The organism is Pseudomonas tohonis (assembly GCF_012767755.2).
Taxonomy (GTDB): domain Bacteria; phylum Pseudomonadota; class Gammaproteobacteria; order Pseudomonadales; family Pseudomonadaceae; genus Metapseudomonas; species Metapseudomonas tohonis.
Genome location: NZ_AP023189.1, coordinates 5,691,885 through 5,706,967, shown reverse-complemented (window position 1 = coordinate 5,706,967; position 15,083 = coordinate 5,691,885). Strand labels below are relative to the sequence as shown.

General features: G+C 67.5%; 14 protein-coding genes. 13 read left to right on the top strand and 1 reads right to left on the bottom strand.

Annotation, left to right across the window (positions count from 1 at the left end; all coding sequences use genetic code 11):
* The first annotated feature begins 7 nt into the window (after positions 1–7).
* Positions 8–904, top strand: a complete 897-nt coding sequence (locus HSX14_RS26290) for a ChaN family lipoprotein (protein WP_173179198.1) — start codon at positions 8–10, stop codon at positions 902–904.
* Here the strand turns inward: HSX14_RS26290 and aphA are convergent.
* Positions 898–1,545, bottom strand: coding sequence for an acid phosphatase AphA (aphA, locus tag HSX14_RS26285; protein ID WP_173179200.1), 648 nt, complete (start codon positions 1,543–1,545; stop codon positions 898–900). The genes HSX14_RS26290 and aphA overlap by 7 nt on opposite strands.
* Positions 1,546–1,988: 443 nt before the next feature.
* Between aphA and HSX14_RS26280 the strand changes: the two genes are divergently transcribed.
* From HSX14_RS26280 to HSX14_RS26225, 12 genes are all read left to right on the top strand, one after another.
* A complete protein-coding gene (locus HSX14_RS26280; protein WP_173179202.1) occupies positions 1,989–2,396 on the top strand; it encodes an ExbD/TolR family protein in 408 nt (135 codons plus the stop codon).
* Between the two features lie 4 nt (positions 2,397–2,400).
* The gene (locus HSX14_RS26275; protein WP_173179204.1) at positions 2,401–3,165 is read left to right on the top strand and encodes an energy transducer TonB family protein; all 765 of its coding nucleotides are present in this window, start codon (positions 2,401–2,403) and stop codon (positions 3,163–3,165) included.
* A 61-nt stretch (positions 3,166–3,226) separates the two neighbouring features.
* Positions 3,227–5,575, top strand: coding sequence for a TonB-dependent receptor family protein (locus HSX14_RS26270; protein ID WP_197970205.1), 2,349 nt, complete (start codon positions 3,227–3,229; stop codon positions 5,573–5,575).
* Between the two features lie 64 nt (positions 5,576–5,639).
* On the top strand, positions 5,640–6,278 hold the full coding sequence (locus tag HSX14_RS26265; RefSeq protein WP_173179208.1) for a MotA/TolQ/ExbB proton channel family protein: 639 nt from the start codon (positions 5,640–5,642) through the stop codon (positions 6,276–6,278).
* Positions 6,279–6,298: 20 nt separating this feature from the next.
* A complete protein-coding gene (locus tag HSX14_RS26260) occupies positions 6,299–8,011 on the top strand; it encodes a bifunctional metallophosphatase/5'-nucleotidase (RefSeq protein ID WP_173179210.1) in 1,713 nt (570 codons plus the stop codon).
* A gap of 80 nt (positions 8,012–8,091) precedes the next feature.
* Positions 8,092–8,505, top strand: coding sequence for a cytidine deaminase (gene cdd / locus HSX14_RS26255; RefSeq protein WP_173179212.1), 414 nt, complete (start codon positions 8,092–8,094; stop codon positions 8,503–8,505).
* A 47-nt stretch (positions 8,506–8,552) separates the two neighbouring features.
* Positions 8,553–9,815: a NupC/NupG family nucleoside CNT transporter gene (locus tag HSX14_RS26250; protein WP_173179214.1), complete on the top strand. Its 1,263-nt coding sequence runs from the start codon at positions 8,553–8,555 to the stop codon at positions 9,813–9,815.
* A gap of 52 nt (positions 9,816–9,867) precedes the next feature.
* Positions 9,868–10,647: a deoxyribose-phosphate aldolase gene (gene deoC, locus HSX14_RS26245; protein WP_173179216.1), complete on the top strand. Its 780-nt coding sequence runs from the start codon at positions 9,868–9,870 to the stop codon at positions 10,645–10,647.
* A 1-nt stretch (position 10,648) separates the two neighbouring features.
* A complete protein-coding gene (gene deoA, locus HSX14_RS26240) occupies positions 10,649–11,956 on the top strand; it encodes a thymidine phosphorylase (protein ID WP_173179218.1) in 1,308 nt (435 codons plus the stop codon).
* 9 nt (positions 11,957–11,965) lie between these two features.
* Positions 11,966–13,204 carry a phosphopentomutase gene (locus tag HSX14_RS26235; protein WP_173179220.1) on the top strand — a complete coding sequence of 413 codons (1,239 nt, stop codon included), beginning with the start codon at positions 11,966–11,968 and terminating at the stop codon, positions 13,202–13,204.
* Positions 13,205–13,918 carry a purine-nucleoside phosphorylase gene (gene deoD / locus HSX14_RS26230; protein WP_173179222.1) on the top strand — a complete coding sequence of 238 codons (714 nt, stop codon included), beginning with the start codon at positions 13,205–13,207 and terminating at the stop codon, positions 13,916–13,918.
* Positions 13,919–13,998: 80 nt separating this feature from the next.
* The gene (locus HSX14_RS26225) at positions 13,999–14,931 is read left to right on the top strand and encodes a S1/P1 nuclease (protein WP_173179224.1); all 933 of its coding nucleotides are present in this window, start codon (positions 13,999–14,001) and stop codon (positions 14,929–14,931) included.
* The last annotated feature ends 152 nt before the right edge of the window (positions 14,932–15,083 follow it).

The window sequence follows — 15,083 nt, the reverse complement described above, 5'->3', positions numbered from 1 at the left end:
TCCATCCATGCGCCTGCTTCTACTGCTCGTCATCGCTTCCTTGGCGGCTTGCCAGTCCGCCCCGCCCTTGCCGCAGTGGCAGAGCCCGGAGGCCCGCCAGCATGCCGATCTCGGTGTCATCCGCGACCTGCGCAGTGGCCAGACCCTGAGCCCCCGGCAATTGCTCGACCGCCTCGCCGCGGCGCCGCGCGTGCTGATCGGCGAGCAGCACGACAATCCCGACCACCATGCCCTGCAGCTCTGGCTCCTGCAGGCGCTGGAGAGCCGCCGCAGCCAGGGCAGCCTGCTGCTGGAGATGCTCAACCCCGACCAGCAGGCCAAGGTGGATGCCGTGCACGCACGCATCCGCTCCGGCGCCGGCGAGGGTGAGCTGGAAAGCGCGCTGGCCTGGCAGAAGAACTGGGACTGGGCGCTGTACGGCCCGATCGTCCGTCATGCGCTGGAGCAGCCTTACCCGCTGCTGGCGGCGAACCTGGATCGCAGCGAGATCATGCGCATCTATGGCGAGCAGCCGGCACTGAGTGGCCGGGCCTCGACCACGGCCACCGTCCAGGGCGCCTTGCGCGAGCAAATCCGCGAGTCCCATTGCGGTCTGCTGCCGGAGAGCCAGTTCCCGGCCATGCTCGCCGTGCAGCAGCAACGCGACCGGCGCATGGCCGAGCGCCTGCTGGCCGCCCCGCAACCGGCGCTGCTGTTCGCCGGGGCCTTCCACGTACGCCGCGACCTGGGCGTGCCGCTGCACCTGGCCGATCTCGGTGCGGGGGAGGGCAGTGCGGTGCTGATCCTCGCCGAGGCCGGCAAGACCGTGGAGCCGGGGACTGCCGACTACGTCTGGTACACCGCCGCGCTGCCGGCCAGGGATCACTGCGCCGAGCTGCGCGAGCAGATGAAGGCGGCTCAGTGATCCGAGTCGATGATCACTTCCTCGCCCAGCGCGCCGTTTTCCGGTAGCGGCTGGTTGGTCGAGGAGGCGGCGCGCATCACCCGCACGCCACGGATGCCGGCGTCCCGCGCCGAGCGGATGTCGCTGTCCGAGTCGCCGTAGTAGAGCGCGATGCCCTGTTGGCGGATGAATGCGGCCTTCTCCGGGCCGGACGAGAAGATCACCGGGTTCATCGCCTTGATGGCGAAGGTCTGCCGGAGGATCTCGCTGAGCTTCTCCCCGGGCGTGTTCGGCCGGCCGGTGATGAAGAAGATGCGGTCGCCGCGGGCCTGGTGCAGGTCGATCAGCCTGCGCCCCACCTCCTTGGGCAGCGAGTAGCGGTCGCAACCGCCGTTGGTTTCCTGCCAGAAGCGCATGTCGTGCAGGTAGGCGTCGCTGCCTGGCGAGTACTTCTGCTTGCCGTGGTAGAAGCAGGGGCTGGAAAACAGCAGCGTGTCGTCGATATCGAAACCGACGCTGATGGGCGTGCGCCCCGACAGGCTCTCGCCTATCTCCTCGACCGAAACCCAGTGCACCTCCGAAGGCAGTATTTCCCCCGCCAGCAAGGTGGCAGGGAGGGTTGTCGCTACGGCCAGGGCCAGGGCGTGGATCGTCTTGCGCATTGCGTACTCCGTCGATGGGTTGCTCGTCGGTTGGCTAGCAACCGGCATGCCGCCACGGGCCCGGAAGGGCTTCCGGCACGGGCTGCGGCGGCCCCCATGAAACCTGACGGAGATGACAGGTTGATAAATTGTCGGACGATTTCCGTCTGATCCTGTCTGTTGAGACAACTTGGTGCGGGCTTTTCCTGGAAGTCGCCAGATTGGGGCATCCACAGGTGTGACCGGATCGACACTCAGAGGCCGGGAGCCTCTGCTGCGGGCCATGCAAATCAAACGCTTATTTCAATACTGATTGTGAAGTCAGTTTCTGGCACGCTCCGTGCTGTCATCAAAGCGTTACATGAACTCGCCATCATTCGCGCCAATCCTGCGTTGATGGTCAGGATCAAATGAGGGCAGGTTGCGGCCGCCCATCGCTGATGACTGTGGGAGGTTGTGTCCTCATGCGTAGCTGGGACGTTGCGAAGAAGAAGAAGGCCCACATCGAGATCATCCCGATGATCGATGTGATGATGTTCCTGCTGGTGTTTTTCGTGCTGGTGAGTCTCAACGTGATTCCCGCCGTGGGCATCAAGACCCAGTTGCCGACGGCTGCCCATGCCCAACAACTGAAACCGCAGAACAAGGCGGTGATCACCCTGGGGCTCGACGAGAAGCTGCAACTCGACGGCCAGGATGTGAGCGAGAACCTGCTGGTCGAACAATTGAAGTCGCTGGAAAGTTCGGCCGAGAAGTTGGTCATCATCATCAACAGCGACCAGGGCGTGGAAGTGAAACGCCTGGTGGCGGTGATGGACCTGCTCAAGGGCAATGGCTTCTCTTCCGTTTCCATCGCCACGCGCAAATCCTGACGCCATGTTTCCTATCTATAGAACTCGCAAGTTCATTGCGTGTGTGCCGGCGGCTTGCCTGCTGCTCGTGTTCGTTTATTCCGCCAGTTCGCAGAGCCTGCAGATGAAACCCAGGTACGACGACAGCGCCGTGGAAGTCGCGCTGGTGGACCCGGCCGACTTCCTGCCGCCACCGCCCGAGCCGGAACCCGTGGTGGAAGCGCCGCCGCCGGAACCCGAGCCGCTGCCCGAACCCGAGGTCGAGGAGCCGGTGGTGATCGAGCCGCCGAAGCCCAAGCCCGTTCCCAAGCCGGTGCCCAAGCCTGTGGTGAAGCAGGTCGAGAAGCCCAGGCCGCAGGTGGTCAAGCAGGAACCCAAGCCCGCGCCGCCCGTGGTGGCCAAGGCCGCGCCGGCACCGGCCCCGACGCCCGCGCCGGCCCCGGTAAGCGTGCCGGTGGCACCGCCGCAGCCGCGCGTCGACAGCGCGGCGCTGGAGGGTGTGTACACCGCCGCCCTGCGCAAGGAGCTGGAGAAATACAAGCAATACCCGCGTGGTCGCGAGGCGTCGTTGCAGCGCCCCGAAGGCAACGTGGTGGTCTGGCTGTTGGTGGACCGAGTGGGGAATGTCCTGGATGCGGGCATTGAAAGCAAGGCAACGAACATGTTGCTGAACAAGGCTGCACAAACAAGTTTGCGTCGATTGGAAAAAGTTTCGCCGTTCCCGAGCGAAGCCTTCCAGGGAAAAGACAAACAGCGATTTACCGCGACCTTTAGTTACAACGTCGAGTGATCAAGTACCCATAACTAATCAAATAAACGAAGGCGTTCCTTTTTATCGAGGAGTTTGGTCCGTGAAGTTTAATACGTTATTTGCAATGTTCCTGGCCGCTGGCCTGGGGGGATGGACGATGGCGGCCCTGGCGGCTGACGAGTCCGGCAGTTCCGTTGACGTGGGCAAGGTGAAGGTCACCGGGCAGAACCTGGGCAATGGCCAGATGGTGGTGGAGAGCGCGCCGAAGTCGCGTTCTACCGTGACCAAGGAAGCCCTGGAGAAGATGACCGCCACCGGCAACGCCATCGACAAGCTCAAGTACACGCCAGGGGTCAACGTCTCCAGCGACGACTCCAGCGGCCTCAGCGGTTTCAACTTCACCATGCGCGGGATGAACTCCGATCAGGTCGGCGTTTCCCTCGATGGCATCCCGGTGAACGATTCGGGCAACTACAACCTCTACCCGAACCTTCTGGGCGACCCGGAGAACCTCGGCGAAGTGTTCGCCACCCAGGGTTCTTCCGAGATCGACGCGCCGCACATCGGCTCCTCCGGCGGCAACATCGGCCTGGTGACCCTGCGTCCCGAGAAGGACTTCGGCGTCTTCGGCAAGCAGACCCTCGGCAGCAACAACCTGCGCAAGACCTTCGTGCGCCTGAACACCGGCCAATACAACGGCTTCAGCAACTACATCTCGGCGTCCCACACCGAGGGGGACAAGTGGCGCGGCGAAGGCGTGCTGCGTGCCGACAAGGTCACCCTCAACAGCCTGTTCGAGGATGGCGAAGGCAACTCCCTGAATGCGGTGATCAACTACCACAAGCAGGAAAACTACAACTACTCGAACCCCAGCAAGGCTCAGTTCAAGACCTACGGTCGCGACTTCGACTACCTGGACGACCCGCGCTACAACAGCAACGGCAAGATCATGACCGGCAGCGGCAGCTCGGTGAACGGCGTGACCCGTGGCACCGGCTACTCGGTGCTGATGCGCAACCCCTTCGAGAACGTCACCGCCTCGCTGACCGGCCGCTTCCAACTGCGTGACGACGTGCTGCTCACCGTGGCGCCCTACTACTACTGGGCCAACGGCGGCAGCTTCGGCAGCTTCACCGGCCCCTACTCGCTGAACCGCGGCACCACCAACACCGGTGGCAACTACAACCTGGGCAACCTGCCGACATCGGGCCAGCTGAACGCCGACGGCACGCCCAACAGCGGCCTCTATTACCGGCCTTCGATCACCGAGACCTGGCGCCCCGGCATCAACACCAGCATCAAGTGGGACATCAACGACGAGCACAGCTTCAGCACCGGCTACTGGTACGAGCGCGCCCGCCAGCGCCAGACCCAGCCCTTCGTGCCCCTCACGCCCGATGGCAAGCCCGTGGATATCTGGGCCGGCTACCACGACTCCGAGCAGGCGCGCGACGCCAACGGCAACGTGATCCAGGGTCGCAACTACTTCACCGTGACCCCGGCGCACAAGCTGTTCGCCCAGGACGTCTGGTCGGTGACCCCGGACCTGACCCTGACCGCCGGCCTCGCCTATGACTACTCCGAGCGCAAGGGCGACAACCGCGGCAGCCTCACCGAGAAGAAGGAGAAGCGCAACAAGACCTACCACGAGCTGCTGCCGAGCTTCAGCGCCCAGTACCTGCTCGACGACGAGAACCAGGTCTTCTACAACCTCACCCGCAACATGCGCACGCCGCCGAACTACGTGCTCTACAACAAGGGCGACTCCATCAGCCTCGAACCCGAGCTGAGCTGGAACCATGAGTTCGGCTGGCGCTACGCGGTCGAGGACATGGCCCTCAGCGCCACCCTGTTCTACCTGACCTTCGAGAACCGCCAGGTCTCCAGCCGCGACGAGGCCGGCGACTACGTGATGCTCAACGTCGGCAACGTGGTCAACCAGGGCCTGGAGCTGGAGTGGAGCGGCCTGCTGCCGCACAACTTCAACTACTACGCCTCCTACACCTATACCGAGGCCGAGCAGAAGGACAGCGTGCGCTACCGCGGCGTGGACCTGCCCACCGAGGGCAAGACCGTCGCCGGCGTGCCGAAGAACATGCTCAACCTGAGCCTGGGCTACGACGACGGCCTGTACTACGGGAACATCGTCGGCAAGTACGTCAGCCGCCAGTACGGCGACCTGACCAACGACGAAAGCATCCCCGACTACGCCATCGCCGACCTCAACCTGGGCGTGCACCTGCCGGTGCAGGGCACGGCGCTCAAGAGCGCGGCCGTGCGCCTGTCGGTGAACAACCTGTTCGACAAGGAATACCTCTCCGGCGTGCGCACCACCCAGTTCAACGCCGTGACCTACTCGCAGGGCAGTGCCTCGGCGTTCGGCAGCTCGCCGTACTACACCATCGGCGAGGAACGCACCGTTTCGGTCAGCTTCGAAGGCTCCTTCTAATCCACCCCGAAGTCCGCAGGGCCTTCGGGCCCTCCGGCACACCCGAGTTCGCTGGAGGTACCACATGAATATGGATCTGCTGCACGACATCACCTTCTACGTGATGTACGGCGCCGCCGCCCTGGCGGCCTTCATCGCCGTGGAGCGCGGCATCTTCTTCGCCTACAGCCTGCGCCAGGCGGTGAAGCTGGAAGCGGCGCTGGTGCCGAGCATGCACGGCATCGACGAGCTGCCGGCCGCGCTCAATGGCCGCCGCAGCCTGCCGCTGGAGATGATCGACCAGCTGTTCGAGCAGAAGGGCGCGGTCACCTCGCACAAGGATCTCGAAGACCTCAGCGAGTCCATCTACATCGCCACCCGCGGCAAGCTGATGCACGGCCTGTGGATCCTCGAGACCGTGGTCACCGCGGCGCCGCTGCTGGGCCTCCTGGGCACCATCCTCGGCATCATCGACACCTTCCGCGCCCTGGCCGAGGCCGGCGTCTCCGACCCGGGCGAAGTGTCCAAGGGCATCGGTACCGCGCTGTTCGCCACCGCGCTGGGCATCGCCATCGCCCTGGTCGCGATGATCTTCCACAACCACTTCCAGGACCGCGTCGAGCGCATCACCGACCACCTGAAGATCCTCCTGCTGCGCGCCGGCATGGGCACCGTGGTCCGCACGGCGGCGCCGGTCGCCAGCGGCCAGTTGCAGCCGGCCTGATGCGCGCAGGGGAGTCACGCATGTCCCGTTCCCTTGCCCGCAGCCGCGTGCTGGGCGCCCTCCTGCTCGCCGGCCTGGCCGGCTGCGGGCAGGAAGCCGCGCAGCCGGTGGCGGTGAACCTGGTGGCGATCAACGATTTCCACGGCTACATCCAGGGCAGCAGTTACCGCTACCCGGACCCGGCCAACCCCGGCAAGACGGCGTCGGTGAAGGCCGGCGGCATCGCCACGCTCGGCGGCATGCTGGCGGAGCTGCGCAAGCAGGACCCGCAACTGCTGTTCATCGGCGCCGGTGACCTGGTGGGCGGCAGCCCGCCGATCTCCGCCATGTGGGCCGACGAGCCCAGCCTGGAGGCGCTCAAGGCCATGGGCCTGCGCTTCACCGCCGTGGGCAACCACGAGCTGGACCTGGGCAAGGCCGAGCTGCTGCGACAGATCCGGGGCGGTTGCGAATCGCCACGCCCGGACAAGGCCTGCCGCTTCCGGGGTGAGTACGAGGGGGCCGGGTTCGACTACCTGGCCGCCAACCTGGTGGACAGCGCCAGCGGCAAGCCGCTGCTGCCGGCCTATCGCATCGAGGAGGTGAAGGGGGTCAAGGTGGCCTTCGTCGCCGCCATCCTGCGGGACGTCGCCAGCGTGGTCCGCCCCAGTGGCCTGGCCGGGCTCGAGGTGCGCGACGAGGCCGATTCGATCAATGCGCTGATCCCCGAGATCAAGGCCGCCGGTGCCAATGCCATCGTCGCCGTGGTGCACCAGGGTGGCAGCACGCCGGAGCCCTTCGACGCGCCCGCCTGCCAGCAACTGGGTGGGGACATAGTCGAGGTCGCCAAGCGGCTGGACCCGGCGGTGGACCTGCTGATCAGCGCCCACAGCCACCAGGGCTACCTGTGCCGGGTGGGCAGGCTGCCGGTCACCCAGGGCGCCTCCTACGGCCACCTGCTGACCCAGCTCACCCTGGAGGTGACGCCAGGCACGCACGAGGTGACCCGCGTCGAGGCCCGCAATCTGCTGGCCGACCCGGCGCGCTATGCGCCGGACGAGAAGCTCGCCGCGCTGCAGGGCGAGATCGAGGCGCGCAGCGCCGTGGTGCTGGCGCGGCCCATCGCCCGCCTGGCGGCCCCCGAAGTGCGTCGCGAAATGAACGAGGCGGGCGAGTCTGCCATGGGCGACCTGATCGCCGATGCGCAGCTCGCCGCGACCCGCTCGCAGGGCGCGCAGCTTGCGCTGATGAATCCTGGCGGCATCCGTGGCGACCTGGCACTGGAGCCGGGGCTGGAGACGGTCAGCTACTCCCAGGTGGCCGGCTCGCAGCCCTTCAACAACACCCTGCACCTGCTGACCCTGAGCGGCACCCAGCTGGTGGCGCTGCTGGAGCAGCAGTGGCGGGGCGGGGATGGCTTCACACCGCTGCAGGTTTCCTCGTCCTTCACCTACCAGTGGGATGCGGGCAGGCCGGCCGGGCAGCGCGTGCTGGTCGACAGCCTGCGCCTGGACGGCCAGCCGGTGCTGGCGGATGGGCGCTATCGCGTGGTGTCCAACGCCTTCCTGGCGGAGGGCGGCGACGGCTTCAGCCTGTTCCGCGAAGGGACGGAGCACCGCGACAGCGGGATCTCCGACCTGGACGCGCTGATCGACTACCTGGTGGCCCGGGACCAGGCCGGCACGCCGGCGGGCGAGGCCGGGGGCGCGGGGCGCATCCGCCGTGTGGATGTTGCGGTCAGTCAGCGGGAATAGCGGTTTGCGACAAGGAGGCGCCCGCATGACGGGCGCCCGATAACCATAAAGAAGGCGACCCAGAGTCCCGGACGGTACCCATGAACGATGTTGCTCGATCCGCTCTGTGCGAGCGGTTGTTGCCCCAGGCCATCGAGGCTGCGGCACGGACCTACAGCCCCTATTCCCGATTCCCCGTCGGGGCGGCGCTGCTCACCCATGACGGCCAGGTGGTCCTCGGCTGCAACGTGGAAAACGGCTCCTACGGGCTGACCAACTGCGCCGAGCGCAGTGCGTTGTTCGCCGCCATCAGCCAGGGCCATGCGCCGCGCAGCTTCAAGGCCTTGCTGGTGTTCGCCCCGCAAGTGCCTGTGATCAGCCCCTGCGGCGCCTGCCGGCAGGTGATCAGCGAGCTGATGGAGGCCGACTGCCCGGTGATCTGCTGCGGCAGCGACCCGGGCTCGACCCGCCTGTGGCGCGTCGACGAGCTGCTGCCCGGCGCCTTCGCCCTCTAGAACAACGACAAGAACGACGACGCACCTTCTTCCGGGGAATCCATTTCATGATCGGCATGCTCGGCATCCTGATGTTGCTGGTAATCGCGTACCTGTTGTCCTCCAAGCGCAGCGCCATCAACCTGCGCACCGTCGGCACGGCCTTCGTGCTGCAGGCGGGCTTCGCCGCCTTCGTCCTCTACGTGCCCTGGGGGCAGAACTCCCTGGCGGCCATGTCCCATGTGGTCAGCAGCCTGGAGGACAGCGCGACCAAGGGCATCGACTTCCTCTTCGGCGGCCTCAACAGCACGAAGATGTTCGATCTGTTCGGTGGCGGCGGCTTCGTCTTCGCCATCAAGGTGCTGCCGGTGATCGTGTTCTTCAGCGCCTTCATCGCGGTGCTCTACTACCTGCGCATCATGGACGTGATCATCTCGGTGATCGGCGGCGCCCTGCAGCGCGCCATGGGTACCAGCCGTACCGAGTCGCTCTCGGCCACCGCCAATATCTTCCTCGGTCAGACCGAGGCGCCGCTGGTGGTGCGCCCCTACATCCCGCACATGACCCGCTCCGAGCTGTTCTCGGTGATGGTCTGCGGCCTGGCCTCCACCGCCGGCTCGGTGATGATCGGCTACGCCAGCCTCGGCGTTGACCTCAAGTACCTGATCGCCGCGAGCCTGATGTCGGCGCCCGGCGGCATGCTCATGGCCAAGCTGATGGAGCCCGAGAGCGAGACCCCCCAGGACCGCCCGGACCTGATCGAAGGCTACGCCGACGACCGCCCGGCCAACGTGCTCGACGCCGCCGCCGCCGGTGCCTCCAGCGGCCTGCAGCTGGCGCTGAACGTGGGGGCCATGCTGCTGGTGTTCATCGCCCTGGTGGCGGTGCTCAACAGCCTGATGGGCTGGCTCGGCGGCTTCGTCGGCTACCCCGGCGTCACCCTGCAGCTGATCCTGGGCTACGCCTTCGCCCCGGTGGCCTGGCTGCTCGGCGTGCCCTGGGCGGAGGCGATCCAGGCCGGCGGCTTCATCGGCCAGAAGATCGTGCTCAACGAGTTCGTCGCCTATGTCGACTTCGCCCGCTACATCAATCCGATCCAGGCGTCGGCCGCCGGTGTCGAGGTGCTCAGCGCCCACACCCAGGTGATCGTCACCTTCGCCCTGTGCGGCTTCGCCAACCTGTCCTCCATCGGCATCCTGCTGGGCGGCATGGGGGTGATGGCGCCCAACCGGCGCAAGGACCTGGCCCGACTCGGGGTCCGCGCGATGATCGCCGGCACCCTGGCTAACCTGATGAGTGCGGCTCTGGCCGGACTGTTCGTTTCGCTCTGATCGAATCACTGCAATGGGGCGCCGGAATCCGCGCCCCTGGGGAATGTTCCGAATGACGCAATTGACGGATACCGAACTGGCCCGGATGGCCATCGGCCTGCTGGACCTGACTTCGCTCAACGAGGAGGACGACGAGGCGGCCATCGCCGCGCTGTGCCGGCGCGCCCTGACCCCCGCCGGGCGGGTGGCGGCGCTGTGCATCTACCCGCGCTTCATCGGCTTCGCCCGCCGTACCCTGGAGGCGCTGGGCGCCGGTGATCTGCGCATCGCCACCGTGACCAACTTCCCCCAGGGCGCCGATGACATCGCCGCCGCCGTGCGCGAGACCGCTGCGGCGGTACTCGATGGCGTGGACGAGGTGGACCTGGTCTACCCCTACCGCGCGCTGCTGGCCGGCGATGCCGAGCGCGGCCGCGAGATGGTCGCCGCCTGCAAGGCGGCCTGTGGCGAGCGCGTGCTGCTCAAGGTGATCCTCGAGACCGGCGAGCTGGGCGACCCGGCGCTGATCCGCCAGGCCAGCCGTGACGCCATCGCCGCCGGGGCGGATTTCATCAAGACCAGCACCGGCAAGGTGGCGGTCAATGCCACGCCCGAGGCGGCTGCGCTGATGCTCGGGGCGATCCGCGAGACGGGCGGCCGGGTGGGCTTCAAGCCGGCAGGGGGCATTCGTACCCTGGCCGATGCGCGCTGCTACATCGAGTTGGCGGCCGGTGAGCTGGGGCTGGACTGGGTGGATGCCCGGCACCTGCGCCTCGGCGCCTCCAGCCTGCTCGGCGACTTGCTGCGGGTGCTCGGCCAGGCCGAGCCCGCTGCCGCGCCGGAGGGTTACTGATATGTGGCTGGCGCAGGAAGTGATCCGTCGCAAGCGCGATGGGCTGGAGCTGGCGGGTGAGGATATCCGCCGCTTCGTCGAAGGCATCAGCGATTCCAGCCTCAGCGAGGGCCAGGTGGCGGCCTTCGCCATGGCGGTGTTGCTCAAGGGCATGAGCCTGGATGAGCGCATCGCCCTCACCACCGCCATGCGCGACTCCGGCCAGGTGCTGGAGTGGCAGCTGCCCGGCCCGGTGGTGGACAAGCACTCCACTGGTGGCGTGGGCGACCTGGTGAGCCTGGTGCTGGCCCCGCTGCTGGCGGCCTGTGGCTGCTACGTGCCGATGATCTCCGGGCGCGGCCTGGGGCACACCGGCGGCACGCTGGACAAGCTGGAAAGCATCCCCGGCTACTGCACCCGCCCCGACCCCGAGCGCCTGCGTGCGGTGGTGGCGGAAGTGGGCTGCGCGATCATCGGCCAGACCGCCGACCTGGCGCCGGCGGACAAGCGCCTGTACGGCATTCGCGACGTCACCGGCACGGTGGAGTCGGTGGACCTGATCACCGCCTCCATCCTGGCGAAGAAGCTCGCGGCCGGGCTCGACGTGCTGATCATGGACGTGAAGAGCGGCAACGGCGCCTTCATGAGCGACCCGCAGCAGGCCGACCTGCTGGCGCGCAGCCTGGTGGCGGTGGCCAATGGTGCCGGCGTGCGCACCCGCGCGGTGATTTCCGACATGAACCAGCCGCTGGCCCGCAGCGCCGGTAACGCCCTGGAAGTGGAGGAGGCCCTGGCCCTGCTCAAGGGCGAGGTGCGCAGCCCGCGCCTGTGGGAGGTGACCCTGGTGCTGGCCGAGGAAACCCTGGTGGCGGCCGGGCTGGCCGAGGATTGCGCCCAGGCCCGCGCGCACCTGCTGCAGGCCTGGCGCGACGGTGCTGCGTTGCAGCGCTTCAACCAGATGGTGGATGCCCTTGGCGGTCCCCGTGGGCTGCATCGCGAGCCCTGGCGCCACCTGCCCTGGGCGCCGGTGGTGCACCCGGTGCACGCCGAACGCGGCGGCATCGTCCAGGCGGTGGATACCCGCGCCGTCGGGCTCGCGGTGGTCGCCCTGGGGGGCGGTCGCAAGCGCCCGGAGGATGAGGTCGACCCGGCCGTGGGCTTCAGCGCGCTGGCGCTGCCCGGTGAGCGGGTCGGGGATGAGCAGCCGCTGGGGCTGGTGCATGCGCGGGATGCCGCCAGCGCCGAGCGTGCGGCGGCGGCCCTGCGTGCGGCCTACCAACTGGGCGACGGCGAGGCGAGTGTCGCCGAGCTGATCGGCCGGCGTTACTAGGAGCGGACCATGGGCAGAGCCTTGTTGCTGGTCCTCGACTCCTTCGGCATTGGCGCCACTGCCGATGCCGGGCGCTTCGGCGACCAGGGCGCCAACACCCTGCTGCACATCGCCGAGGCCTGCGCCCGGGGCGAGGCGGATGGCCCGCTGCGCCACGGCCCCTTGCGCCTGCCGAACCTGGAGAGGCTGGGGCTGGGCCATGCGGCGGCCGCCAGCGCGGGCGCTTACCCACCGGGCTTCGATCCCGGGGCGCCCGTCATCGGCGCCCACGGCCATGCCCGCGAGCTTTCCAGTGGCAAGGACACGCCGTCCGGCCACTGGGAGATGGCCGGTGTGCCGGTGCTGTTCGACTGGGGCTATTTCGCCGAGAAGGAGAACAGCTTCGCGCCCGAGCTGCTGGATGCGCTGATCGAGCGCGCCGGCCTGCCGGGCATCCTCGGCAACTGCCACGCGTCGGGCACCACCATTCTCGAAGCGCTGGGCGAGGCGCACCTGCAAAGCGGCAAGCCCATCTGCTACACCTCGGCGGACAGCGTGTTCCAGATCGCCGCCCACGAGGAGGCGTTCGGCCTGGAGCGGCTTTACGAGGTGTGCGAGATCGCCCGCGAGCTGTGCGATGACTGGAACATCGGGCGGGTGATCGCGCGACCCTTCGTCGGCACCCGTGCCCTCGATTTCCGCCGCACCGGCAACCGCCGCGACTACGCCGTGCCGCCACCCGCGCCGACCCTGCTGGACCGGCTGGTGGAGGCGGGCGGCCAGGTGTTCGCGGTGGGCAAGATCGGCGACATCTTCGCCCACCGGGGCATCAGCCGGCTGTACAAGGGCGATGGCAACGAGGCGCTGTTCGAGGCGACCTTGCAGGCCCTGGCCGAAGCGCCGGAGCGCAGCCTGGTGTTCGCCAACTTCGTCGATTTCGACATGCTCTTCGGCCACCGCCGCGACATCGCCGGCTACGCGCTGGCGCTGGAAGCCTTCGACCGCCGCCTGCCGGAGCTGCTGGCGGCGATGCAGGCGAGCGATGTGCTGGTGCTCACCGCCGACCATGGCTGCGACCCGAGCTGGCCGGGCAGCGACCATACGCGCGAGCACGTCCCGGTGCTGGCCTTCGGTGCCGGCATCACGCCCGGCAGCCTGGGCGAGCGCGGCAGCTTCGCCGACATCGGCCAGAGCCTGGCCCGCTTCTTCGACCTGCCGGCCTGCACCCACGGCGAGTCCTTCTTCAACCCTGAATCCGGAAACCCCTAGATGGCCACTCCCCATATCACCGCCCTGGCGGACGACTTCGCCGAAACCGTGCTGATGCCGGGCGACCCGCTGCGGGCGAAGATGATCGCCGACACCTACCTGACGGACGTCCGCCAGGTGAATGCGGTGCGCAACATGCTCGGCTTCACCGGCTTCTACCAAGGCCGGCGCATCTCGGTGATGGGCTCGGGCATGGGCATTCCCTCGCTGTCGATCTACGCCCATGAGCTGTTCAGCCAGTACGGCGTGCAGCGCATCGTCCGCGTCGGCAGCTGCGGCTCGCTGCAGGACGGCGTGAAGGTCGGCGACCTGGTGATCGCCCAGGGCGCGTCCACCGATTCGGTGGTCAACCGCAAGCGTTTCGGCGGCTTCGATTTCGCCGCACTGGCCGACTATCGGCTGCTGGAACGCACCGTGCGCCGCGCCGATGAGAGCGGGCAGCCGGTGCATGTGGGCAACGTCTTTTCCGCCGACCTGTTCTACGAGCCGGACCCGGCCTGGGCCCAGCGCATGACGCGCATGGGCGTGCTCGCGGTGGAGATGGAGGCCGCCGGGCTCTATGGCGTGGCGGCGGAGCTGGGGCGCCAGGCATTGGCGGTGCTGACGGTGAGCGACCACCTGATCAGCGGCGAGAAGCTAACGGCGGAGCAGCGGCAGGACGACTTCCACGACATGGTACGGCTGACGCTGGACGCCATGACCCTCGATCACTGAGTCATTTCCTTGCGCGTGGGTGCGACGTCCAGGCGCGCCCGAGGGCGCTTCTTGCCTGGGCATAGCCATTAGGGGGAAACATGCAGCACAACGGATTTCGTCGGGCCCTGGGCGCCGGGCTCCTGGTCGGCAGCCTGCTCTGGGGGGGCCAAGCGGGGGCGTGGGGCCAGCTCGGCCACGCGGTGGTGGCGGATCTCGCCGAGGCAGAGCTGACGCCAGCGGCCAAGGCGGAGGCCGATCGCCTGCTGGCGCTGGTGCGCCAGCAGCACCTCTCCGCCGTCGCCAGCTGGGCCGACAACCTGCGCAACATGCCCGACTTCCAGGCGCTCTGGGAGCAGACCCGCGCGCAGCACTACATCAACTACAAGACCGACGATTGCGCCTACCAGGCTGCGCGTGACTGCCCGGATGGCCAGTGCGTGGTGGCGGCCATCGAGCGCAATGCCGCGCTGCTGGCCGACCCGAAGGCGAACGACAACCAGAAGGTCATGGCGCTGATGTTCGTGGTGCACTTCGTGGGCGACATTCACCAGCCGCTGCACAACAGCTATCGCCTGGACAAGGGCGGCAACGACTTCCCGGTGGTGGTCGGCGGCCGCGACTACAACCTGCACGGCGTCTGGGACAGCTACCTGCTGGCCAGCCGGCGCCTGGACCAGGCGGCCTACACCGCCAGGCTGTCCGAGGACCTGCCGAAACCCGAGGCGGGTACGCCGGCGAGCTGGTCGGGCGAGTCCTGCGCCATCGTTCGTGACGATGACCTGTATCCGAAGGCCGGCGGCAGGAAGGCCTTCAAGCCCGATGCCTTCAAGCAGTCGAAGAGCGAGGAATGGGCGCGGCGCGGTACCCAGGGGGGCGAAGAGGACGGCGAGGCGAGTGGCAACCAGGACACCCTGGATCGTCGCTACCTGAAGAAATTCCTGCCGCTGGCCGAGCGCCGGGTGCAGGAAGCGGGCATCCGCCTGGCGCAGCTGCTCAACGCCACCCTGCCGGCGGGCACGCCGAAGAAGTGAGGCCCAGGCACGCGGGGCGAGGCGGGGGAGACGTTCTCACAGGCAAAAAAAGACCCGGCAAAAGTGCCGGGTCAATAACCGTGATTAGCCTGATGAGGAGATAATCTGAAGAGTCCGACTGCTTGGTCTCCCAGCTTACCGGCTGATCTCGC